The sequence below is a fragment of the Rhodoferax sp. GW821-FHT10B06 genome (genome assembly GCF_059415605.1).
The window spans coordinates 37,428-59,034 of record NZ_JBWKNO010000003.1 but is presented as its reverse complement, the minus strand read 5'-3'; the positions used below and the strand labels follow the sequence as shown (position 1 = coordinate 59,034).

Annotated in this window: 20 protein-coding genes and 1 pseudogene; 7 read left to right on the top strand and 14 right to left on the bottom strand. The window is 64.5% G+C overall.

Annotation, left to right across the window (positions count from 1 at the left end):
* Nucleotides 1-192: 192 nt before the first annotated feature.
* Complete coding sequence (locus AC07O2_RS05725; RefSeq protein ID WP_495074783.1) at nucleotides 193-786, bottom strand: hypothetical protein; 594 nt, start codon at nucleotides 784-786, stop codon at nucleotides 193-195.
* Between the two features lie 213 nt (nucleotides 787-999).
* Here AC07O2_RS05725 and AC07O2_RS05720 point away from each other — a divergent pair, with 213 nt between their 5' ends.
* A complete protein-coding gene (locus AC07O2_RS05720) occupies nucleotides 1,000-1,584 on the top strand; it encodes a glutathione peroxidase (RefSeq protein ID WP_495074782.1) in 585 nt (194 codons plus the stop codon).
* Here AC07O2_RS05720 and AC07O2_RS05715 read toward each other — a convergent pair.
* The 6 genes and pseudogenes from AC07O2_RS05715 to AC07O2_RS05690 form a co-directional block, all read right to left on the bottom strand.
* A complete protein-coding gene (locus tag AC07O2_RS05715) occupies nucleotides 1,581-2,501 on the bottom strand; it encodes a LysR substrate-binding domain-containing protein (RefSeq protein WP_495074781.1) in 921 nt (306 codons plus the stop codon). The two genes, AC07O2_RS05720 and AC07O2_RS05715, sit on opposite strands and share 4 nt — an antisense overlap.
* 130 nt (nucleotides 2,502-2,631) lie before the next feature.
* Nucleotides 2,632-2,814: a RidA family protein gene (locus AC07O2_RS05710; RefSeq protein WP_495074780.1), complete on the bottom strand. Its 183-nt coding sequence runs from the start codon at nucleotides 2,812-2,814 to the stop codon at nucleotides 2,632-2,634.
* Nucleotides 2,793-2,969, bottom strand: a pseudogene (locus AC07O2_RS05705) (Rid family hydrolase); the annotation flags it as partial. The gene AC07O2_RS05710 and the pseudogene AC07O2_RS05705, both read right to left, overlap by 22 nt.
* Nucleotides 2,970-3,364: 395 nt before the next feature.
* Nucleotides 3,365-4,756 carry a sensor histidine kinase N-terminal domain-containing protein gene (locus tag AC07O2_RS05700; protein WP_495074779.1) on the bottom strand — a complete coding sequence of 464 codons (1,392 nt, stop codon included), beginning with the start codon at nucleotides 4,754-4,756 and terminating at the stop codon, nucleotides 3,365-3,367.
* Entirely contained in the window at nucleotides 4,753-5,427 is a 675-nt protein-coding gene (locus AC07O2_RS05695) for a response regulator (RefSeq protein WP_495074778.1), read from the bottom strand. Before AC07O2_RS05695 ends, AC07O2_RS05700 begins: the two co-directional genes overlap by 4 nt.
* Nucleotides 5,428-5,462: 35 nt before the next feature.
* Nucleotides 5,463-6,329, bottom strand: coding sequence for an AraC family ligand binding domain-containing protein (locus tag AC07O2_RS05690; RefSeq protein ID WP_495074777.1), 867 nt, complete (start codon nucleotides 6,327-6,329; stop codon nucleotides 5,463-5,465).
* Between the two features lie 56 nt (nucleotides 6,330-6,385).
* Here AC07O2_RS05690 and AC07O2_RS05685 point away from each other — a divergent pair, with 56 nt between their 5' ends.
* The 5 genes from AC07O2_RS05685 to AC07O2_RS05665 all read left to right on the top strand — a co-directional run bounded on the left by AC07O2_RS05685 (nucleotide 6,386) and on the right by AC07O2_RS05665 (nucleotide 11,430).
* The gene (locus AC07O2_RS05685) at nucleotides 6,386-7,309 is read left to right on the top strand and encodes a DMT family transporter (protein WP_495074776.1); all 924 of its coding nucleotides are present in this window, start codon (nucleotides 6,386-6,388) and stop codon (nucleotides 7,307-7,309) included.
* A 251-nt stretch (nucleotides 7,310-7,560) separates the two neighbouring features.
* Complete coding sequence (locus AC07O2_RS05680; protein ID WP_495074775.1) at nucleotides 7,561-8,751, top strand: acyl-CoA dehydrogenase; 1,191 nt, start codon at nucleotides 7,561-7,563, stop codon at nucleotides 8,749-8,751.
* A gap of 63 nt (nucleotides 8,752-8,814) precedes the next feature.
* Nucleotides 8,815-10,071: a CaiB/BaiF CoA transferase family protein gene (locus tag AC07O2_RS05675; protein ID WP_495074774.1), complete on the top strand. Its 1,257-nt coding sequence runs from the start codon at nucleotides 8,815-8,817 to the stop codon at nucleotides 10,069-10,071.
* 136 nt (nucleotides 10,072-10,207) lie between these two features.
* Nucleotides 10,208-10,891 carry a DUF3334 family protein gene (locus AC07O2_RS05670; protein ID WP_495074773.1) on the top strand — a complete coding sequence of 228 codons (684 nt, stop codon included), beginning with the start codon at nucleotides 10,208-10,210 and terminating at the stop codon, nucleotides 10,889-10,891.
* Nucleotides 10,892-11,232: 341 nt separating this feature from the next.
* On the top strand, nucleotides 11,233-11,430 hold the full coding sequence (locus AC07O2_RS05665; RefSeq protein WP_495074772.1) for a YgaP family membrane protein: 198 nt from the start codon (nucleotides 11,233-11,235) through the stop codon (nucleotides 11,428-11,430).
* 73 nt (nucleotides 11,431-11,503) lie between these two features.
* Here AC07O2_RS05665 and AC07O2_RS05660 read toward each other — a convergent pair whose 3' ends face one another.
* The 6 genes from AC07O2_RS05660 to AC07O2_RS05635 form a co-directional block, all read right to left on the bottom strand.
* Nucleotides 11,504-13,645, bottom strand: a complete 2,142-nt coding sequence (locus AC07O2_RS05660) for an alpha-galactosidase (protein ID WP_495074771.1) — start codon at nucleotides 13,643-13,645, stop codon at nucleotides 11,504-11,506.
* 111 nt (nucleotides 13,646-13,756) lie between these two features.
* Complete coding sequence (locus AC07O2_RS05655) at nucleotides 13,757-14,908, bottom strand: ABC transporter ATP-binding protein (protein WP_495074770.1); 1,152 nt, start codon at nucleotides 14,906-14,908, stop codon at nucleotides 13,757-13,759.
* 14 nt (nucleotides 14,909-14,922) lie between these two features.
* Nucleotides 14,923-16,335, bottom strand: coding sequence for an alpha-glucosidase/alpha-galactosidase (locus AC07O2_RS05650; protein WP_495074769.1), 1,413 nt, complete (start codon nucleotides 16,333-16,335; stop codon nucleotides 14,923-14,925).
* A gap of 10 nt (nucleotides 16,336-16,345) precedes the next feature.
* Complete coding sequence (locus AC07O2_RS05645) at nucleotides 16,346-17,659, bottom strand: ABC transporter substrate-binding protein (protein ID WP_495074768.1); 1,314 nt, start codon at nucleotides 17,657-17,659, stop codon at nucleotides 16,346-16,348.
* Between the two features lie 38 nt (nucleotides 17,660-17,697).
* Nucleotides 17,698-18,603: a carbohydrate ABC transporter permease gene (locus tag AC07O2_RS05640; RefSeq protein ID WP_495074767.1), complete on the bottom strand. Its 906-nt coding sequence runs from the start codon at nucleotides 18,601-18,603 to the stop codon at nucleotides 17,698-17,700.
* A gap of 12 nt (nucleotides 18,604-18,615) precedes the next feature.
* Nucleotides 18,616-19,518 (bottom strand): carbohydrate ABC transporter permease, encoded by a 903-nt coding sequence (locus tag AC07O2_RS05635; protein WP_495074766.1) that lies wholly within the window; start codon nucleotides 19,516-19,518, stop codon nucleotides 18,616-18,618.
* A 122-nt stretch (nucleotides 19,519-19,640) separates the two neighbouring features.
* Between AC07O2_RS05635 and AC07O2_RS05630 the strand changes: the two genes are divergently transcribed.
* Complete coding sequence (locus AC07O2_RS05630; protein WP_495074765.1) at nucleotides 19,641-20,711, top strand: LacI family DNA-binding transcriptional regulator; 1,071 nt, start codon at nucleotides 19,641-19,643, stop codon at nucleotides 20,709-20,711.
* Nucleotides 20,712-20,767: 56 nt separating this feature from the next.
* On the opposite strand, the gene AC07O2_RS05625 is transcribed toward AC07O2_RS05630, so the two are convergent.
* Nucleotides 20,768-21,394: a LysE family translocator gene (locus tag AC07O2_RS05625; protein ID WP_495074764.1), complete on the bottom strand. Its 627-nt coding sequence runs from the start codon at nucleotides 21,392-21,394 to the stop codon at nucleotides 20,768-20,770.
* Nucleotides 21,395-21,607: the final 213 nt, after the last annotated feature.

The window sequence follows — 21,607 nt, the reverse complement described above, 5'->3', positions numbered from 1 at the left end:
TTTGCAGATGAAATCGGCCTCTAGCGCAGATATATCGTGCGCAAGATGCTATGAAAAATGAAGTAAGTGCCCAGGCGGCACAAAGATGGGCAGCGTAGCAGCCGGCCGGGCCTGGTGTGTACATGGGGCCGATTCGCCACATGGCAACCAGAGTCTTTGCAGCCAGTGCCACCGGGTGATGCGTGTTTGTGTCTAGGGCCCCGCCTTCAGCACGATGGGGATGCCTGCCACGCCCGTGCCCACGGTGCCCATCTGCAGCTGTGCTTGGGCCAGGCTGTCGGGTACGGTGAATTCCACCCAGCCCTCCATGCTGCTATTGCCGCGCACCAGTTCGTTGAGTTCATTCACCGGCGCCAGCAGGCTGCCGTCGGCCAGCAGGCGGAAGGAGGCGCTCCAGAAGTTACCGTCGTAGCGACTGTTGTTGGTGATGCGCACCTGGAACTTCAGGCTGCGCTGGCCGGGGTTTTGCGGCAGCAGTTGGGCGTTGAGGATGCGGTAGCTCAGCGTGTCTGCCACCAGTTCCACCCGTTCGGGCAGCACGACGCTAAGCGGTGCCGCGGCGGGTGCAGGTGCGGATGCGGCCACCACTGCGGTGGCGTTGGTAGGGGCTGGTGGCATACCAGCGCTGGAGGGTGGAGTGGCCGTTGGCGCTGGCGTGCGGCCCAGCCAGCCGGCCTGGTGCAGCGCTGTCACCAGCGCGGTGACGGCGGTGATGGCGCCCGCCACCGCGGTCAGGATACCGGGCAGGGTCTGCCACCAGCTTTTGGATCGGGGGTCTTCGTCCATATGCGCCTTCCGGGTAGAGGGGCGGCCCATGGCGCCGCCGGCTGCGCAAAATTATGGCGCAAGCACCCTGGTTTGTGGTGCTCTGTTTTTGATAGCTGTTACCGCTCGCATTGCCTGCGCAATAGGCCTTTTTTCTGCATAAAACCGCGCGCACCGCGCGGAATGCCAACTGGGCTAGAGTCAACGGCCGAGACTTCCGTCCAAGGAACCACCATGCAATTGCTCTCCCGCCTTCTTTCTGTGGCTGCGCTGGTGCTCATAGGGCAGGGCGCGCAGGCCGTAACGCCAGTCGGCCCGGGCACGGCCACCGGCCAGGCCGCCTGCCCGGCCATCCTGCAATACCAGTTTCCGCGTCTGCAGGACGAAGCACCGCAGAACCTCTGCCAGTATGCGGGCAAGGCGGTGCTGGTGGTCAATACCGCCAGCTACTGCGGCTTCACCAGCCAGTACGAGGGGCTGGAGGCGCTGTACGCCAAGTACCAGCCGCGCGGCCTGGTGGTGCTGGGTTTTCCGTCGAATGACTTCGGTGGGCAGGAACCCGGTTCGGCCAAGGAGATTGCCGACTTTTGCTACAACACCTACGGCGTGAAGTTCCCCATGCTGGGCAAGTCGGTTGTCTCCGGCGCGGCACGCAACGGCCTGTATGCCGCGCTGGACAAGGCCACCGGCAAGACGCCGCAATGGAACTTCCACAAATACCTGATAGACCGCAGCGGCAAGGTGGTGGCCAGCTTCCCCAGCGATGTCACGCCCGACAACCCGGCGCTGCTGCAGGCCGTTGACCAAGCCCTGCGCTAGGCGGTGGCTGCCTGCAGCCAGCGCAAGAAGGTCGTGACCAGCGGCCGGTCTTCGGTGCGCTCGGGCAGCACGCAGTAGTAGGCCCGCTGACTGGCCTGGTCTTGGCCCGGGTCGCTGGCCGGGGTCTGCGCGCAGGCGATCACCAGTTCACCGCGCTGCAACTCGGCCTCCACCAGCAGACGCGGCACCAGGGCCAGACCCAGGCCCTGAGCGGCTGCGGCGGCAGTCATGGAAAACAATTCGTAGCGCGGCCCGTGCAGGGCCAGGGGTGCGGTTACGTCCAGCCCATCAAACCACTGGCGCCAGCCCTCGGGCCGGGTGCTTTGCTGCAGCAGCGGGCGCTGGGCCATGGCCTCGAGGCTCAGGCTGCTCTGGCCGCCCAGAAAGCCCGGGCTGCACACCGGCACCATGTCTTCGCCCAGCAGGCGCACGGCGCGCGTGCCGGCCCAGTTGGCCACCTGCTCGGCGGTGCCGGTGTACAGCGCTGCATCAAACGGCGTGTCGGCAAACAGGAACGGCCGGGTGCGGGTTTCGATGTGCACCGTGGTGTCCGGGTGCAGCGCGGCCCAGGCCGGCAGGCGCGGTATCAGCCAGCGCGTGGCAAAGGTGGGCACGGCGGCCAGGTGCAGGGTGCCGGCGCTGCCTTGGGACGACATGGCCTGCAGCGTGTCCTGCTCCAGCCCCTGCAGCCGTGCTGCGACCTGCTGGGCGTATTCGGCGCCGCGCTCGGTCAGTGCCACGCCGTGGCGGGTGCGCCGGAACAACGCCATGCCCAGGAATTCCTCCAGCGCCGTGATCTGCCGCGACACCGCACCCTGCGTCAGCGCCAGCTCTTGGGCGGCGCGGGTGTAGCTTTCATGGCGGGCGGCGGCGTCCAGGCAGGCCAGGGCCTGGAGGGAGGGGATTTTTCTGCGCATGGTGTGCGCAATATACATGTTTGGCGGTTTGTGCTGCTGCGGTATTTATAGCAACTTGCGCATATATTTTGTGCGCTAGAGGCTGGAAACTCTTAAATATCCAGCTGGTAAGACATGCGGTTTATGCATGCTATCTGCGTACGCTGCCGTCAGCGTAGGCCGTCAAGTTCATGGTCATCAAGGCGCCTTGCTTGGGCAGGTCGGCTACGCAGATGACGGTACGGGCAGGACGGTGGGCGCCGAACACTTCTGCATAGGCGCGGTTCATTTCCTGGAAATCTCCGACCTGCTTCAGGAAAACGTGGACATGCATGACGTTTTCCACAAAGTGGCACCCACCTCGGCAAGCATCGCGGCGAAGTTTTTCACGATTTGCCGTGCCTGGCTGTAGGCGTCGGTGCCGGCCATCTGGCCAGTGGCCGGGTCTACGCCGGGCGTTCCCGAGATGCTGATGAAGGGGCCAGCCTTGGTGAGGTGGCTGTTAGAACGTGTTCAAGGTCTTTTTGGGGCCGCGCAGGTGCCTGTTCGGGATGCGCAGCTAGACACAAAACCCAAGCCAAGGCTTCTGCCTTGGCTGGTTTTGTAACGACGTTGAGCGCCCGAACAGGCACCTGCCCTCCGGGTTGGGGTGAAATCGGGCGATTTGTCCGCCAGAACCCTTGCATGGGCAGAGAGCCCATGCTGCGGTCTCCGACAGCCAACTCATCCCGATTGCACCCCAACGCGGCCCCAAAAAGACCTTGAACACGTTCTAAGGTCCAATGGGTTCAAACATTCCGGCGGGGGTGATGGTTTCGACGTGCATGGGTGTGTGTGCGAGGTGGTTGATGGCCGCAATCCGCTGGATCGTGGCCTTGGGTGCTTTAGCGGGGAGTGTGCCTATTTTCCTGTGCGCCAGGGCTGCGCCTTTGCACCCGGACCTGCATGCCTTGCCCGCTTTCGCAAGCGCCAAAAACCACCGCCAGGCGCTGCAAGCTAGCAATCCGCTGCACGATGGAGATACCCAGGCCGCTGCCTATTTCCGTCTGCCCGCGTGGCCGGTGAAAGCGTGTGCCGAGGTTGGCCAGGTCTTCCGCACTGAGCGGCGGGCCGGCGTTTTCCAGCGCCATCTCGTCCGCTGTAAACCGCAGCGTTACCAGCGTACTTTGTGGGGCGTAGCGTATGGCGTTGTCCAGCAGGTTGCGCAGCAGCATGGCGAGCAGGCCGCTATCGCCTTGCATGGCCAGGGCGGGCTGGCCCTCGGTGGGCCATTCGCAGGCTAGTTCGATGTGCCTGCGCTCGGCCAGCGGCAGGCAGTCGCCCATGGTCTGCTCAACAATGCGCGGCCAGTCCACCGGGGCGTGGAGCAAGGCGGTGTTGTCTGAACCCAACCGTGCTTCTACGCGCGACAGTGCCAGCATCTGCATGACCAGCCGGTCGGTACGGTCCAGGCCGGTGCTGAACCGGGCCTGCGCCTGTTCGCGCTCGGGCCCGCTGTGCGATCGGCGCACCACGTCCCATTGCGCGCGCAATACGGCCAGCGGCGTGCGCAGCTCGTGCGCAGCGTCTGCGGTGAAGCGGCGCTCGCGTTCCAGTGTGTCTTCGATGCGGGCGAACAGGTGGTTCATGGCCACCAGCAGCGGCTGCAACTCCGCGGGTGCGCGCAGCGGCGAGACCGGCTGCAAATCCTGTGCATCGCGCTCTTGCAGCTCGGTGGTCAGGGTGCGGATGGGCTGCAATGCCTGTCGCACCGCCCAGGCCATGGCGACCAGCAGAAACGGCAGCATCAACAGCCAGGGCATGAGCTGGCCGAAGGTCAGGCCCGTTACCAGTTCGCGGCGTTCAGCCACATCCTGGCCTGCGGCGATCAGCCATTCACCGTTTGGCGACGGCAGGTAGTACAGCCGCCAGGCATTGCCATGGACCTGCGCATCCACAAATCCCGCTGCGCCACTGTGGCGCTGCAGTTGCATGCCTTCTCGGTCGGTCAGTATCAGCTCCCCTTTGGCATTCCATACCGCGACGGCCAGCTGCCGTACATCGTCCTTGTCATCGTCGTACAGATCTTTTACGGTGGGTTCGGCGGGGGCTTGCAGCGCAGCTGCGTGGTTGTGTTTGAGCAGGGCCTGCACCTGCCGGGCCAGGCGGACCAGCTCGCTGTCGTAGAGCTCATTCACCTCGTGGCGCGCATGGGTGAAGGATGCGACCAGCGTCACGGCCCATACCAGCGGCGCGCACAGCAGCAGGTACAGCAACAGGCGGCGCTGCAGGCTCATGGCTCGGCTTCTCCAGAGCCCAGGGCGTAGCCCACACCGCGCAGCGTGCGCACGATGCCCGGTGCGATCTTGCGGCGCAGGTGGTGCACATGCACTTCCAATGTGTTGCTCTCGGGCTCCGCGCTGCTCCAGTCGTATAGCTTTTCCTGAAGATGGGCCTTGGACAGCACGCGCTGTGGGTACTTCAGCAGGGCTTCCAGCAGAGCCAATTCACGGCCCGTCAGTTCGATGCTTTTGCCCTTCCAGAGTACGGCTTTGGTCGCCGGGTTGTATTCCAGCGCGCCGTGCTGCCATACCGACTGCGCGCGGCCGGAGGTGCGGCGCAGCACGGCCCGCAGGCGCGCCGCGAGTTCATCCACGGTGATGGGTTTAATCAGGTAGTCGTCGGCCCCGCTGTCCAGCCCAGTAATGCTGTGGGCCGCGCCGTCGCGGGCCGTCAGAATCAGCATGGGTACGGTGAAGCCTGCATTGCGCCAACGCGCCAGCCAGTGCAAGCCGTCAACGCCTGGCAAGCCCAGGTCCAGCACCACGGCATCAAAGGTGGTGGCCGCCAGGGCTGCGTTCGCTTGCGTGCCGTCGCCAAACCAATCCACTACATGGCCCAACTGGCGCAAGCCGGTGGACAGGGCTTCGCCCAACAAAAGGTCGTCCTCGACAATCAATACCCGCACACAAGCCTCCCAGGCACTCTAGGGTGCCGTGGCCATTATCTGGCACGCGTCAGGCCATGCGCCTCCACCGCCCCTTTGCGAAATTCGTCCGGTGTGACCCCCATCAGCTTGCGGAACATGCTGATGAAGGCGGAGGCGCTGCCGTAGCCCAGGTCCAGGGCGATCGTCTCTACCGTTTGGCCGGCCTCCAGCAGCGGCATGGCTTTGACGGCACGCAGGCGCTGGCGCCATTCGATGAAGGACATGCCCAGGTCGCGCTGGAAACGGCGCAGCAGGGTACGTTCGGTGCTGTGCACGGTACTGGCGATTTCGGGCAGGGTGCGGTTGTCACCCGGGTTGTCTTCCAGCAGCTGCAGCACGGCGGCCAGCAGCGGGTCGTCCGATGTGGGCAGGTAGCTGCCGGCGCAGGGGGCTTGGGCCAACTGGTCTACCAGCACCTGCAGCAGGCGTTCTTGCTCTGCGCTGCGGGGCAGGGCAGGAGGGTGCTGGCGCAGATGCTCCAGCAGGGCGCGTACCAGCGGGCTGAGGGTGAGCGCGCAAGTGGAGCTTGGCAGGGCTTGGCAGAGTTCTTCGGCCACGTAGAGCGAGCAGTGGCAGGCTTCGTAGCGGTTCATGCCGGTGTGTTCCACATGCGGCGGCAGCCAGATGCCGTACTGCGGCGGGGCCAGGTAGTGGTGGTCGGCAAGCTTCACCTCCAGCACGCCGCTGAACGAGTAGACGAATTCGCCCCAGGCATGGCGGTGTTGCGGGTAGGTGGATTCGGCCTGCATGTGCGCGGTGCGGAAGAAGATGGGCGCGGGCAGGCTCTGGCTGAACGGTGGCAGCCGCAGGTGCTTGGCGGTGGCGGGCATGGCGGTTTGGCTGTTGTACGGTATGGTTTGGCGTATTTTCGCTATATCCATCAAAACAGTCTACGGGACAATGCAGGGCCACGTAAACCCAGCCGCAAAGGAAACCCATGGAACCCCGTAAACCCCTAGACGCCCGCGCCAGCAGCATCATGCTGGTGCTGTGCATGACCTGGGGGCTGCAGCAGGTGTTGATCAAGGCCACGGCGGGCGATATGGCGCCGATTCTGCAGATCGGGCTGCGCTCGGGCGTGGCCGCGCTGCTGGTCGGCCTGCTGATGCTGTGGCAGCGCGAACCGGGCATGGACTGGGCTGGCACCTGGCGGCCGGGGCTGGTGGCGGGCGGGCTGTTCTCTTTCGAATACCTGCTGGTGGGCGAGGGCATGCGCTTTACCACTGCCTCGCACATGGCGGTGTTTCTCTATACCGCGCCGATTTTCGTGGCCCTGGGCCTGCACTGGCGCTTCCCGTCCGAACGGCTGAGCCCGGTGAAGTGGCTGGGCATAGGTGTGGCCTTCACCGGCATTGTGGTGACTTTCACCGGACGCGCGGCGCCCGCGGTGGGGGCTGGGCAGAACATGTTGCTGGGCGATTTGCTGGGCTTGCTGGCGGGTGCGTCCTGGGGTGCGACTACGGTGGTGCTGCGCTCGACCAGCCTGTCGCGGGCGCCGGCGGCGCAGACCCTGCTGTACCAACTGGTGGCCGCTTTTGTGCTGCTCGTGCTGGCGGCCATGGGCCTGGGCCAGCTTGCCGTGCATGGCACGCCCTTGTTGTGGGGCAGCCTGGCCTTCCAGGCGGTGGGTGTGTCGTTTGTGAGTTTTCTGGTGTGGTTTTGGCTGCTGCGCCGCTACCTGGCCTCGCCGCTGAGCGTGTTTTCGTTTTTGACGCCGCTGTTCGGCATGGCTTTTGGCGTGTGGCTGCTGAACGAGCCGCTGGAGGCCAGTTTTCTGGCTGGTGCGGCGCTGGTGCTGGCCGGCGTGTTGCTGGTCAGCAGTGACGGCTGGCTGCAGCAGTGGCGCCAGCGCATGGGCTGATTGGAGTGCGTAGAGCACACAATGAAGTGATGGCGTTGCTGCAATTTTGCTAGCTGGTAGTGCAGATATATTCTGCACAAGATGCCAATTTGGCAATGGTGTTGAGGGACTGTTTGGTTTTTAAACATTCCTTCAGCGCATAACTGGGTGACGATTCATCGTTTGCAGTCAGGCCCCTCCTGGCTCTACCATGGGACATGCCGCGCACGACCGGTGCGCAGACCCCCCAGCATTCCCCAGGAGAGCTTCCCATGGCCCACGCCGCATTCCACTGGCAAGACCCGTTCTTGCTCGACCAGCAACTGACCGACGAAGAGCGCATGGTGCGCGATGCCGCTGCGGCTTATTCGCAAGACAAGCTGCTGCCGCGCGTGCTGCAGGCCTTCCGCCACGAGACCACCGACCCAGCCATCTTCCGCGAGATGGGCGAACTGGGCCTGCTGGGCCCCACCATCCCCGAGCAGTACGGCGGCCCCGGCCTGAACTACGTGGCCTACGGCCTGATCGCCCGCGAGGTGGAGCGCGTGGACTCGGGCTACCGCTCCATGATGAGCGTGCAAAGCTCGCTGGTGATGGTGCCCATCTATGAGTTCGGCACCGAAGCCCAGCGCCAGAAATACCTGCCCAAGCTGGCCACTGGCGAGTGGATTGGCTGCTTTGGCCTGACCGAGCCCGACCACGGCTCCGACCCCGGCTCCATGGCCACCCGCGCCCATAAGGTGGCCGGCGGCTACAAGCTCAGCGGCGCCAAGATGTGGATCTCCAACAGCCCCATCGCCGACGTGTTCGTGGTCTGGGCCAAAGAGGTTGACGCGGCCGGCAATGTCGGCCCCATCCGTGGCTTTGTGCTGGAAAAAGGCATGGCCGGCCTCAGCGCCCCCGCCATCCACGGCAAGGTGGGCCTGCGCGCCAGCATCACCGGCGAGATCGTGATGGACGGCGTGTTCTGCCCCGAAGAAAACGCCTTCCCCGAGGTGCAGGGCTTGAAAGGCCCGTTCACATGCCTGAACAGCGCCCGCTACGGCATCGCCTGGGGTGCGCTGGGTGCAGCTGAAGATTGCTGGCTGCGCTCCCGCCAGTACGTGCTGGACCGCAAGCAGTTCGGCAAACCCCTGGCCGCGAATCAGCTGATCCAGAAGAAGCTGGCCGACATGCAAACCGAAATCGCCCTGGGCCTGCAAGGCTGCCTGCGCCTGGGCCAGATGAAGGACGCGGGCACGGCGGCGGTGGAGATCACCTCCATCCTCAAGCGCAACAGCTGCGGCAAGGCGCTGGACATTGCCCGCCTGGCGCGCGACATGATGGGCGGCAACGGCATCAGCGACGAATTCGGCGTGGCCCGCCACCTGGTGAACCTGGAGGTGGTGAACACCTACGAGGGCACGCACGACATCCATGCGCTCATCCTGGGCCGCGCCCAAACGGGCATCGCAGCGTTTTAAGAATGCTCCCCACCGTTCGCCCTGAGCCTGTCGAAGGGCTTTTCACCTACGTTTGTTTCGACCATGACCACTGAATCCCCTCCCGGCGCGCTGGTCGGCCTGAAGGTATTGGACCTGTCCCGTGTGCTCGCCGGCCCCTGGTGCACCCAGATGCTGGCCGACCTGGGCGCCGACGTGGTCAAGGTGGAGCGGCCCGTGGTGGGCGACGACACCCGCCACTGGGGCCCGCCGTTCCTGCAGGATGCCGACGGCCATGACACCGACCAGGCCACCTATTTCACCGCCTGCAACCGCAACAAGCGCTCCATCACCATCGACATGGCACAGCCGGCAGGCCAGGCGCTGATACGCCAGATGGCCGCGCAAAGCGATGTGCTGGTAGAGAACTTCAAGGTCGGCGGCCTGGCCCAGTACGGGCTGGACTACGCCAGTCTGCAGGCCGTCAACCCGGGGCTGATCTACTGCTCGGTCACCGGCTTTGGCCAGACCGGGCCGTATGCCGAGCGTGCGGGCTACGACCTGATGGTGCAGGCCCTGAGCGGCATGATGTCCATCACCGGCCGGCCTGACGGCGCGCCCGGTGGCGGTGCGCAGAAGGTCGGCGTGGCGGTGATCGACGTGTTCACCGGCGTCTATGCCTGTAGCGCCATTCTGGCGGCCTTGCAGGCGCGGCATCGCAGCGGCCAGGGCCAGCACATCGACATGGCCTTGCTGGACGTGGGCATGGCCATTCTGGCCAACCAGGCCGCCGGCTTCGTCAACACCGGCAAGGTGCCGCAGCGCCAGGGCAACAGCCATCCCAGCCTGGTGCCATACCAGGACTTCCCGACGGCAGACGGCGCCATGCTGCTGGCCGTGGGCAACGACGGCCAGTTCGCCCGCTTCTGCGCCGCTGCCGGGCACAGCGCCTGGGCGACCGACCCACGCTTTGCCACCAACACCCTGCGTGTGAACCATCGCGCCGAGCTGATTCCGCTGCTGGAGGCCGTCACCCGCACGCGCAGCACCGCCGACTGGATTGCGCTGCTGGAAGACAAGGCCGTGCCCTGCGGCCCCATCAACGACATCGCCCAGGCCTTTGCCGACCCCCAGGTGCAGGCCCGGGGCTTGAGGCTAAATCAGCCTGTAGCGCAGGCGGATTCTGCGCCAGCAGCTATTCAATCCATAGCAAGCGTGGCTAGCCCGTTGCGGCTGACGGGCACGCCACCGGTACTACGCCGGCCGCCGCCATTCCTGGGCGAGCACACCGACGAGGTGCTGGCCGGCCTGGGGCTGGATGCCGCGGCCATCGCCGCGCTACATGCGGCAGGGGTGGTGTAGGCAAGGGTTTTGCGGCGATGGATAGTGGGTAGCAGCGTTTAACGCGCTATTTACGGGCTAAATTAATCGTAAGCAGGCGCTTACATGGCCTATGCTTATCCACCTATCGCTTTGCAACTGCAGGACCATAAAAACCATGAGCAAACAAGAGCCCGCCGTCATATTCGGCACCGAAGACCTGCTGCTGAGCCTGTGCAACTCCGTCACCCGGGTGTTGAACGTGGCCACCCACAGCACCATCCACTTTTCCGGCATGGTGCAGCGCATCAGCAAAACCTGCCTCAAACCCGACATCGGCTGCTTCGTGCTGTTCGATGGCGGCTTCTCCGGCCTGGTGATCATCAACTTCACCGCCCAGGCGGCGATGGAGCTGTACGAGAGCTATCTGCTGAACATGGGCATGTCGCGCGAAGACCTGGTCACGTCCTTTACCTCGGACGAGGTCAGCAACGTGATGGGCGAGCTGATGAACCAGGTGGTGGGCGACTTCACCGGCAAGGTGCACCGCGAGCTGCAAACCCAGATCACCCAGAACCAGCCCAAGATGCTGGTGCTGAACAAGCAGGTCATCATGAGCGTGGATGCCAACCTCGACAAGCCCGAGGCCCGCCGCGTCACCTTCTACACCGCCAAGAACAACATCTTCTACCTGGAGCTGGCGGTAGACCGCACCGAGTTCATCAAGATCCGCGACTTCGACGTGCCCGACGCACCTGACCCCACCGCGCTGATGGACCAGTCCTTCGACCACACGCCGGCCGCGCCCGCACCTGCGGCCAACAGCGATACGGACGATTTGCTGAAGTCGCTGGGAATGTAGGCGGTACGGCCCACGGTGTGGGTCTTGCTATTGAAAGAGTAGCTGCTTGCGCAGGGTTTATCTGCGCTGGCGGCTATTTTTGTTTGTAGGGTGGGTGTTTATGGGCATCCCCAGCCGGGCGCACTTCCCGGCTGGGGATGCTGGCAGTATCAAGTAAATCCAAAGGTTCAAGCCAAATCACTCGCTAGCGCACGAATTACCTGCGCAGCATGCTATCAATTTAGGATTTATCGTCTTTTGAATCCATGGCCTGGCGTATCGAAGCCGGAGTTTGATCTGGGTCAGAGCCTTGGTGCGCCAATGGGCGTTCAATGGGGCATCTAAGCTTTCAAGGAATGACCATGCAAACCAATGTCGGCGGCATAGACCGCATTCTCCGTATCGCCGTGGGGGCCGGACTGGTGGCTTTGGCTGCTACGGGCACGGTGGGGGCTTGGGGCTGGCTGGGCTTGCTGCCGTTGGCAACCGGGCTGGTGGGCTGGTGCCCGCCTTATGCGCTGTTTGGGTGGAATACCTGCGCGGTGAAGAGCAAGGGTTGATCTGCTATATAAAACGTAGCTTCTAGCGCAGGTATTGCCTGCGCTAGAAGCCTGTTTGGATAGAAATATGCGCTCAGCCTACCCGCCGCAGCCGCACGATAAAGCAGGTCTCCGCCGTGGTGCGCGGCATGGGCAGGCCGGCCTGGGCCAGCCAGGCGCCGTGCAGTTCCACGCCGCCGGCCTGTAGCTGGTCGAAGAAGGGCGCGGGGGACTGGACGGCGCCGTCTGCCGCGATGGCTACCAGCTGCTCCACCTGGTAGCGGGCCTGCGGGTCCAGCATGGGCAGGCGCAGCGGCGGCGTGTAGCGGTGGCTGGTGGGCTGGCAGCGGTAGACGAAGAGCAGCAGGTCGTCGCTATCGCCATGCGCTTGCCAGACCAGGCTGTCGGCGCCTTCACCGCGCCAGACGCGACCATGGTGCAGCTGGTGCCTCCAATTTTTATAGCGCGCTATCCAGGTGCTGAGTGCGCTGCGGGTCGATTCATCTAGATGCCGCACATCCAGCTCCACGCCCAGGTGGCCGGTCATGGCCACCGCTGCGCGGAAGGCCAGGGACTGGCTGCGGCCGGTGGTGTGGGCAGGTGCGGTGCCGATGTGCGAGCCCAGGATTTCCGGCGGGAAGAACTGGCCAAAGCCTTGCTGGATCTGCACCCGCGACATGGCGTCTATGCAGTCGCTGGCCCACACGCGGTGGGTGTGTTGCAGCACGCCAAAGTCTATGCGGCCGCCACCACCTGAGCAGCTTTCGATCTCCACCTCGGGGTGGGCGCTGCGCAACCGCGCCAGCAGGGCGTAGACGGCCAGCACCTGGGCGCGGTAGCCGGGGCTGCCCAGGCCACCGGCCAGGGCGGCGGTGGTCAGGTCGCGGTTCAGGTCCCACTTGAGGTAGCGGATGGGGTGGGCGGCCAGCAGGGTGGCTATCTTGCCAAACAGGTAGTCACCCACCTCTGGGCGGGAGATGTCCAGCACTAGCTGGTTGCGCGAGGTGATCAGTGGGCGGCCGGCGATCTGCAGCGCCCAGTCGGGGTGCTGGCGGTGCAGATCGCTGTCGGGGTTGACCATTTCGGGCTCGACCCACAGGCCGAACTCCATGCCCAGGCTGTTGACGTGCTGTACCAGCGGGCCCAGGCCCTGGGGGAACTTGTCCTGGTCGGGCCACCAGTCGCCCAGGCCTGCGCGGTCGTGGTGGCGGCGGTGGAACCAGCCGTCGTCCAGCACAAAGCGCTCCACGCCCACACTGGCGGCGGCATCGGCCAGGGCCATCACGTCGGTGGGCACCAGGTCGAAGTAGAAGGCCTCCCAGGTGTTCAGGTGCACCGGGCGCGGCCGCATTGCGCCGCCGGGCCAGGCCATGCGCGCGCGCAGGGCGGCGTGGAAGTTGGCGGCCAGGCCGTTCAGGCCTTGGGTGGAGCAGCTGGCCACCATGTCGGGCGTGCGCAGGCTCTGGCCCGGGGGCAGCAGGCCTTCGCCAGGTGCCAGCCATTCGCCCATTTGCCATTGGTACTGGCCGTCGTGCAGCCACTCGATGGTTTGCTGGTGGTTGCCCGACCAGGCCAGGTGGGCGCCGAACACCAGGCCGTCATGGTCGGTGCTGCCGGGCGTGGTGACCACGGCGCCGGGGAAGCAGTCGTGCGAGGTGCGGCCGCGGCGGTTTTCCTTGCGCCACAGGCTGCGGCTGAGCGCGTCGGTCTGCAGCAGGAATTCATGGTTGTGCTGGCCGGCGTAGGAGCGCACGGCATTGGCGTGGCCGGGCAGGGGCAGGGTGCCGGCGGCCAGCCATTGCACGTCCAGCGCTGTGTCGCCCAGGTTGGTCAGGGTGGTGTGCACGGTCAGTACATCGCTGGCCGGGTCCAGCGCCAGGGCAACGTCCATGCGGAAGTGGGCCACGTCGTCGAACAGGTGCAGCGCGGCGGCGCAGCCGGGCGTAGTCCATTCCACCTCGCAGCGGGTAATGGCCTGGGCGAAGTCCTGGCCGGCGCGGTGGGCCAGCAGCGCGCTTTGGCCGAACCAGCCCACGCCGAAGGTGGGCACCAGGGTCAGCGGTTGGTCAAAGTCCAGCATGAAGGAGGGCAGGGGCCGGGTGCTGCGCAGCGCCGTGCCTGGCGTGCTGCCGTCCGGCAGGCGCGGGCCCCAGTAACGCCACAGGGGGGCCTCGTTGGTGGGGCATTCGAGGAGCAGCGTGCTGTTGCGGCTGTGCAGGGTGAGGAAATCGGTCATGGGGGTGAAGGGATGCGTGGCGGTAAATGTCCCGTTCGCCCTGAGCTTGTCGAAGGGCTTCGACAGGCTCAGCCCGAACGGTGGTGGAGGGCTGGGTGGTTCTGTAGTCCTTCAGGCCGCGTGGGGAATCTGCATGTCGGCGATGGGGATGCGCCGCTCCAGCGCATGACCCGTTCCGTCGAACACATGCAGCGCGGCGGCGGGCAGGGATACGGCTACGCGCTGGCCGGCGTCGGCATGGGCTTGGCCGGGGGCTTTGACGACCACCGGCGCGTTGATGGAGCCGTTGTCCAGGAACAGGTAGGTGGATTCGCCCAGGCGCTCCTGCCACTGCACCTGGCGCACCACGTGCTGGGTGGCGGTGCCCAGCTGGGCATGCTCGGGGCGTATGCCCACGACCACCGGCTGGCCGGGTTTGAGCGCGCTGGCGTCCACCATCGCGTCCACGGTTTCGCCGGTCTGCAGGCGCACGGTGGCCAGGGCCGCGCTGCCGCTGACCAGCTCGCCGGGCAGGAAGTTCATCTTGGGTGAACCGATGAAGCCGGCCACGAACATATTGCGCGGGCGGTGGTACAGCTCCAGCGGGCTGCCGCACTGGGCCACGCTGCCCTCAGATAGCACGGCCGGGCCGGCGTTGAGCAGCAGGATGCGGTCGGCCAGGGTCATGGCTTCGACCTGGTCGTGGGTTACGTAGACGGTAGCGGCGCGGCCGAAGTCGCGGTGGATCTTGGCGATCTCAAAGCGGGTCTGCACGCGCAGCGCGGCGTCCAGATTGGACAGGGGTTCGTCGAACAGAAACACGCCGGGTTCGCGCACGATGGCGCGGCCAATCGCCACGCGCTGGCGCTGGCCACCGGACAAGGCCTTGGGCTTGCGGTCCAGCAGGTGGTCCAGTTGTAGCACCTTGGCGGCTTCCGTCACCTTGGTGCGAACCAGCTTTTTGTCCATGCGGGCCAGGGTCATGCCAAAGGCCAGGTTTTCATACACCGTGAGGTGGGGGAATAGTGCGTAGCTCTGGAACACCATGGCCACGCCGCGCTTGGCCGGGGGCGTGTCGTTCATGCGTTGGCCGTCGATCAGCAGGCTGCCGCTGGTGATGTCTTCCAGCCCGGCCAGCATGCGCAGCAGGGTGGATTTGCCGCAGCCCGAGGGGCCGACGAAGACGCAGAATTCGCCCTGTTTGACATGCAGATCGACATTGCGGATGACCGCCACATCGTTCAGATAGTTTTTGTTGACGGCTTGGAGTTCGATGCTGGCCATGGTGCGGGTTCTCTTCAGGCGTGCAGGTATTCAGGCAGGAAGCTGCGGTGCGCGACCAGCAGCTCATCCACCATGGCGCGGATTTGCGACAGGTCGAGCACGGCGGCGGTGTGCGGGTCCAGCATGGCTGCGTGGTAGACGTGCTCGCGGTTTTGCTCCAGCACGCTGGCGACCACCAGCTCTTGCACATTCACGTTGGTGCGCATCAGCGCGCCCAGCTGTACGGGCAGCTTGCCGATGCGGGTGGGCTGCACGCCATTGGCGTCCACCAGGCAGGGCACTTCGACGGCGCAGCCTTGGGGCAGGTTGTCGATCAGGTTGTTGTTGATCACATTGCCGTTGATGACGCAGGGTGTGTCGGTCACCATGGAGTGGATGATGGAGCTGCCGTATTCCACCGAGCGGGTGACGGTGTTCAGGCCTTCCAGCAACTGGGCTGCGTCGTTCACCGAGCGCGGCATGACATGGATGTTGGCCGCCTGCAGTTGGGCCAGCAGGGCCTGCGGGCTTTGCGAGCCGGGCGTGGCCAGTTCGCGTTCGATATAGGGCCAGGCGTGCTCAAAGATTTCGCAGCGGCCGGGGTATTCGTCCAGCGGGATGTTGAACTTGGCCAGCAGCTCGGCGCGGTCCTTCTTGATGAACCAGGGCACGTACTCGGCAAAGTGCTCGCTCGACTCGGTGGGGAAGTGGCCCAACTGGTGCAGCATTTCGTAGCGCACGCGGTTCCATGCGGGTTCGCGGCCTTCGGCGTGGATCTGGCGCAGGCGCGGGTACAGGTCTTCGCCCTGGTGTTCGAAGCGCAGGTAGAACGACATGTGGTTGATGCCCGCGCACTGGTAGCGGATTTCTTCTGCCGGGATGTTCAGGTCGCGGGCTAGCTCTTCGGCGGTGTGTTGCACGCTGTGGCACAGGCCCACGGTGGGGATGCGGGTGCTGGCCGCATTCAGCGCCCAGGTGATCATCGCCATGGGGTTCACGTAGTTCAGGTGCACGGCGCCGGGGGCGCACACGTCCTCCATGTCTTTCAGCATGGCCAGTTGCACGGGGATGGTACGCAAGCCGCGCATGATGCCGCCTATGCCCAGGGTGTCGCCAATCGTCTGCTCCAGGCCAAACTTCTTCGGGATCTCGAAGTCGGTCACGGTAGCCGGCTTGTAGCCGCCGACCTGGATGGTGCTGATGATGAAGCTGGCACCGGCCAGCGCGCGGCGCCGGTCGGTGCTGGCGCTGATGGTGGGCACCACGCCCAGGGCGGCGGCCACGCGGCGGGCCACGCCTTCGGCCAGCTGCAGGCGGTGCTCGTCGATGTCGTGCAGCGCAATCTCGCAGCCCGCCAGCTCCGGGTAGGAGAGGATGTCGCCTAGCAGATTGCGGGTGAAGACGATGCTGCCGGCACCGATGAGGGTGATTTTGAGATTGCGTGCCATGGACGGTCCTTTAGTTCTTCAGCAGTTGGTTGACTTTGGTGTTGGCGGCCTTGAGTGCGCTGCTGGCATCGGACTTGCCGGCCATCACCGCCTCCAGTGCGGACTTCATGATTTCGTTGACCTCATTGCCGTTGTCGGCAATCGGCGCCAGGAAGGTCTTGGACTTGGACATGGTGATGAAGGCGGATGAATCCACGCCCTTGGCCTTCTGTGCCGCGATTGCGTGCTCGGCCTCGCCCTTCACGGCTGGGAACACCACGCCGTAGCCGGCGACCACGCTCTGGCAGCTGGCCGAGCCCAGGTACTTGACCCACTTCCAGGCTTCTTCCTTGACCTTGCTGCCGGCCCAGATGGAGTCGGCCAGGCCGTTGAACATGGTGGCGCGGCTGCCTATGGGGCCGGTGGGCAGCGGTACCCAGGCGTAGTCGAACTTGGCGTTGTCCTTGAAGTAGGTAATCATCCAGGAGCCCTGGGGCACGATGGCGACCTTCTTGGCGACGAACATCGCGTCCGAGCCCAGGGACTTGGTGTTCTCAAAGCTGGCCGACACGCCCTTGGCTGGCAGACCCGCCAGGTAGGTCATGGTTTCTGCCAGCTTGGGGTCGTCGTAGTAGAACTTGGGGTCCCAGGGCTTGTCCTGGAACTTGAAGCCGTTGGACACGGCGAAGTGGCTCCATTCGGTCTGGCCCATCATGCTCGTGGTGCCGGGTGTCTGGTAGCCGTAGGTGGTGACGGTTTTCTTGTCGAACTTGGGCGAGGTGGCGTTGTTGCCCGCTGCGTCCAGCGTGAGCTTGCGCACCACTTGTTCAAAGCTGCCACCGTCCTTGGGGTTCCAGCTCATGTTCTGCAGGTCGGCCAGCGTGACGCCGGCCTTCTTGGCCATGTCCATGTTGACGATGAAGCCAATCGTGTCCCAGTCTTTGGGCAGGCCCAGCTGTTTGCCGTTGCGGCCCCAGATGTCGTACAGGCCGGCGGAGTAGCTGGCGGGGTCTACCTTGTCACGCTGGATCAGCGGGGTCAGGTCCACCAGCTGGTCGTTCTTGGCGAATTCGGGGTATTTGGCCAGGTGGTCGGTGAACACGTCGGGCGCGGTGCCCGAGACCATGCCGGTGGAGATCGCGCTCCAGTAGTCGTCCCAGCCGGACTGGGTGATCTTGATGGTGGTGCCGGGGTTGGCCTTGGTGAAGTCGGCAGCGCACTGCTTGTAGGCGGGTAGCTGGTTGGCGTCCCACAGCATGTATTTGACTTCGGCGGCACCGGCTGTGCCTGCGGCCAGAGCGGCGAGAGTAGTCGCAGTGGCCAGGGTGGAAAGTTTGAAGTTCATCGGTTGTCTCCGTTAGGGTTGGTTTTGGTTGCGGGAAATCATTTGCCACCGCTGAACTGCACCGACTCGACCACCTGGCGGCCCAGGGTGACGAGCAGCACAATCGTTGGCAGTACGGTGATGGCGGTGGCGGCCATCAGGCCGGTCCAGTCGGGCTGGCCTTGCGGGGTTTGCGACTTGAAGGACTGCAAGGCGACCGGCAGCACTTGCAGCGCTTCTTCCTTGGCCACCAGGAAGGGCCAGAAGAATTCGTTCCACATATTGATGCCGGTCAGCATGGCAATGGTGGCCAGCGGCGTGATGCTCAGCGGCAGCACCACGCGGGTGAAGATGTAGAGCGGGGTGGCGCCGTCGAGCAGCGCGGCCTCTTCCAGATCCCGCGGTATCGACAGGAAGAACTGGCGCAGGAAGAAGATCGAGAAGCCCTGCATCAGGCAGAACGGCGCCACCATGCCGGCCATGGTGTTGAGCAGGCCCAGGTCCTTGATCAGGATGAAGTTGGGGATCATGGTGACCACGCCGGGCACCATCATCGAGCCGACGAACATGCCAAACACCACATTGCGCCCCGGGAAGCGCAGCCGCGCAAATGCATAGGCGGCCATGGCGGCAAACGTCACCTGCATCACCACGATGATGCCGGTGAACAGCAGCGAGTTGCCCAGCGAGCGGGCGAGGTTGATCTCGGCGCCCGAGCCGCCCAGGGCCTGGCTTTCTTCCTGCGTCATCATGCCCAGCACGCGCTTGAAGTTGGCCAGCGTGGGCTTGTTGGGCAGCAGCTGGGTGGATTCGGTGTACAGGTCGGCGGGGTGCATCAAGGCCGTCTTGACGGCCATCCACAGCGGCATTAGCGTGATGACCAGCATCAGGATCAGCATGGCCCAGGCGGCGATGCGGCCCCAGGCGATGCCTGGTTGGTGGGCGGAAGAGGTGGGGGAGTTCATCGAGTCGGCCTTTCAAGCGAGGTCGTTTTGCGAAGCCCGCATGACGCGCATCTGCACCACGGTGTAGAGCAGCATGACGGCGGCCAGCGTCATCGACATGGCCGAGGCGTAGCCCATCTTGTAGAAGCTGAAGGCGTTCTGCACGATGTAGTAGACGATGACCCGGGTGGAGTCCAGCGGGCCGCCGGCGGTGGTCACGGCGATGGTGTCGAAGATCTGGAACGAGCCGGTCACGCTGGTCACCAGCACGAACACCATCACCGGGCGCAGCAGCGGCAGCGTGATGCGCCAGAACATCTGCCACTCGCTGGCGCCCTCTAGCGCTGCGGCTTCATACAGGTTGCGCGGAATGTTCTGCAGTCCGGCCAGGAACAGCATGGACACCAGGCCCATATGGCGCCAGATGTTCACCGCCGCCACCGTGAACAGGGCCTGGTCCGGCCCGCCAAAAAACGGCTGGCGCTCAAAGCCAATCTGCATGATCAGCGCATCCACCACGCCCAGCAGCGGGTCCAGCATCCAGAACCACATCAGCGCCACCAGCACGTTGGACAGCAGATAGGGCAGCAGCACGATGGACTTGACGAACAGCGACTTGGTCAGCCGGTCCATGGACACCGCCAGAAACAGGCCCAGCACCACCTGCAGCGGAATGTTCAACACCACGTAGATGGCCGACAGCTTCATGCCTTGCCAAAACTTACCGTCGTCCAGCATGCGGGCGTAGTTGTCCAGCCCGATGAACTTGGGCGCGCGCAGCATGTTCCAGTCGGTGAAGCTGATACCAATGGCACGCAGCGTGGGCCAGGCATAGAACAGGGCGAAGCCGATGAAGGCGGGTAGCACCAGTGCCCAGGCTGTCAGCGTCTCGGTGCGCCGGGTGGGGCTGAGCGCATGCGGTGAGGTGGCTTGCATCGTGTCTCCTGTGTATCTGACGCTTATGCTAACGCGAGTTAGTAAACGGATAGTAGTTTAATTAACACGCGTTAGTACTAGGGAAAACGCGAAATCGAGGGTTTCGGATACGATAGGGCGACATGTCCAGATCCTTGAAATCCCCCCCCACCAGCAGCGAGGTTGCACGCCGAGCTGGCGTCTCACGCACCACCGTGTCCTTCGTGCTGAACAATGTGCGCGACCAGGGCATCAGCGAAGCCACGCGCGAAAAAGTGCTGGCCGCCGCCCGCGACATCGGCTACGAGCCGAATGCCGCCGCGCGCACCCTGGCCGGCGGCACCACCGGCACCGTGGCCCTGGTCATCCCCAAGGCCGCGCATCTGTATGTGGACGTGTTTTTGGCGCAGCTGGTGGCCAGCATCAACCAGGAATGCCACCGCTACGGCTTGAAGATGCTGATCGAGTCCAGCGACGACGAGGGGCGTGAGCCCGGTGCCTTTGTGGACCTGGTGCGCAGCCGCCGCATCGACGGCCTGATCGTGGTCAACCCCAGCATGCCGGGGCGCGAGTACCTGGACCGCGTGCTGGAGGCCGGCATTCCCATGGTGGTGTTTGGCGCGGGCCTGCCCGATATGGACCGCTTCCACACCACCGGCAACGACACCTCTTTGTCGTCCAAGATGGCGGTCAACCATTTGATCGGCCTGGGCCACAGCCGCATTGCCTTCGTCAACTTCGCCCAGCCCGAATACCTGGCGGTGAACGAGCGCGAGCGCGGCTGGCGCGAAGCCATGGCCGATCACGGTTTTGCGATAGACCCGGCCTGGGTGGCCTATGCCGACATCAGCGCCGCCAGCGGCTACCGCGCCACGCAGGAGCTGCTGGCGCGCAATGCACCGTTTACCGCGCTGTTCGCGGGCAACGACACCATTGCCTTTGGCGCCATCCGCGCGCTGAAAGAGGCCGGCCTGCGTGTACCGCAGGACGTGGCCGTCGTGGGCTACGACGATATTCCCATGGCTGAGTTTGCCAGCCCTCCGCTGACCACGGTGCGTACCGACACCATGGGCCTGGGCCGTGACGCCATGGCCATGCTGGTGGCCCTGCTGCGCAATGAAACCCCGGTACGCACCATCGTGCCCGACGCGTTGATGCCGCTGGTGGTGCGTGAATCCTGCGGCGCTGGCTTAGCCGATTCTCAAAGAAAATAGGCTGCTCCCGCAGATAGATCGTGCGCAGGCAGCTATTTATTTAATAGCAACCGGCTTTAACGCGATGACAGCAGCAGTTTGATTCCCAGCAGGCCCAGCACTGCGCCTGTGGCCCGGTCTATGGTCGTCTTGGCCTGTAGATAGGTTTGCCTTGGCCGTGCCGACGACAGGGCCAGCGCCACCAGCACATACCAGCTGCCTTCCAGCACGAACACGCTGGGCGGCAGCGCCAGGCTCAGCGCTGCGGAGGGCGTCGCCGGCAGCAGGGCCGCGAAGATAACGCCGTAGACCACCGCTGCCTTGGGGTTGCTGACCATGGTGCCGGCGCCAATCACAAAGTGCCGCAGCCAGCCGGCAGCGCTGGGTGGCGCGCCATCCGCCAGCACCAGCGGCGTCTTGGCGCCTTGCCAGATCTTGTAGGCCAGGTACAGCAGATAAATGCCGCCCGCCAGCTTCAGTCCCCAATAAGCCAGCGGCACCTGCTGCAGCACCGCATGGAGTCCCAGCAGCGCCACGATGCACAGCACACAGGCCCCAGCCGCCATGCCCAGTGCCGACGCCACCCCGGCCGCGCGCGAGTTGCCAATCGCCGTGCGGGCCACCAGCACAAAGCTGGGGCCGGGGCTGATTACGCCGATGAACAGCACGGCCAGGATGCTGGCCAGGGGGGTGAACGTATCCATTGCGAGACCTCTCGGGTTGTGAATCAAATGGGCTGCTAGCGCAGATAGTACCTGCGCTAGCAGCTACAGATTACATAGCGTTCAGGGTGGGAATACAAGTCTGCGGAGTTGCCACTGTAGTGCCGCATGCGCCTGGTTGGGATGCTGGATTGCCATGATCTGCCGGCCTCCGGGTGAAAACCCTGATACCTGCATTCCAAATCCTTTCTACAA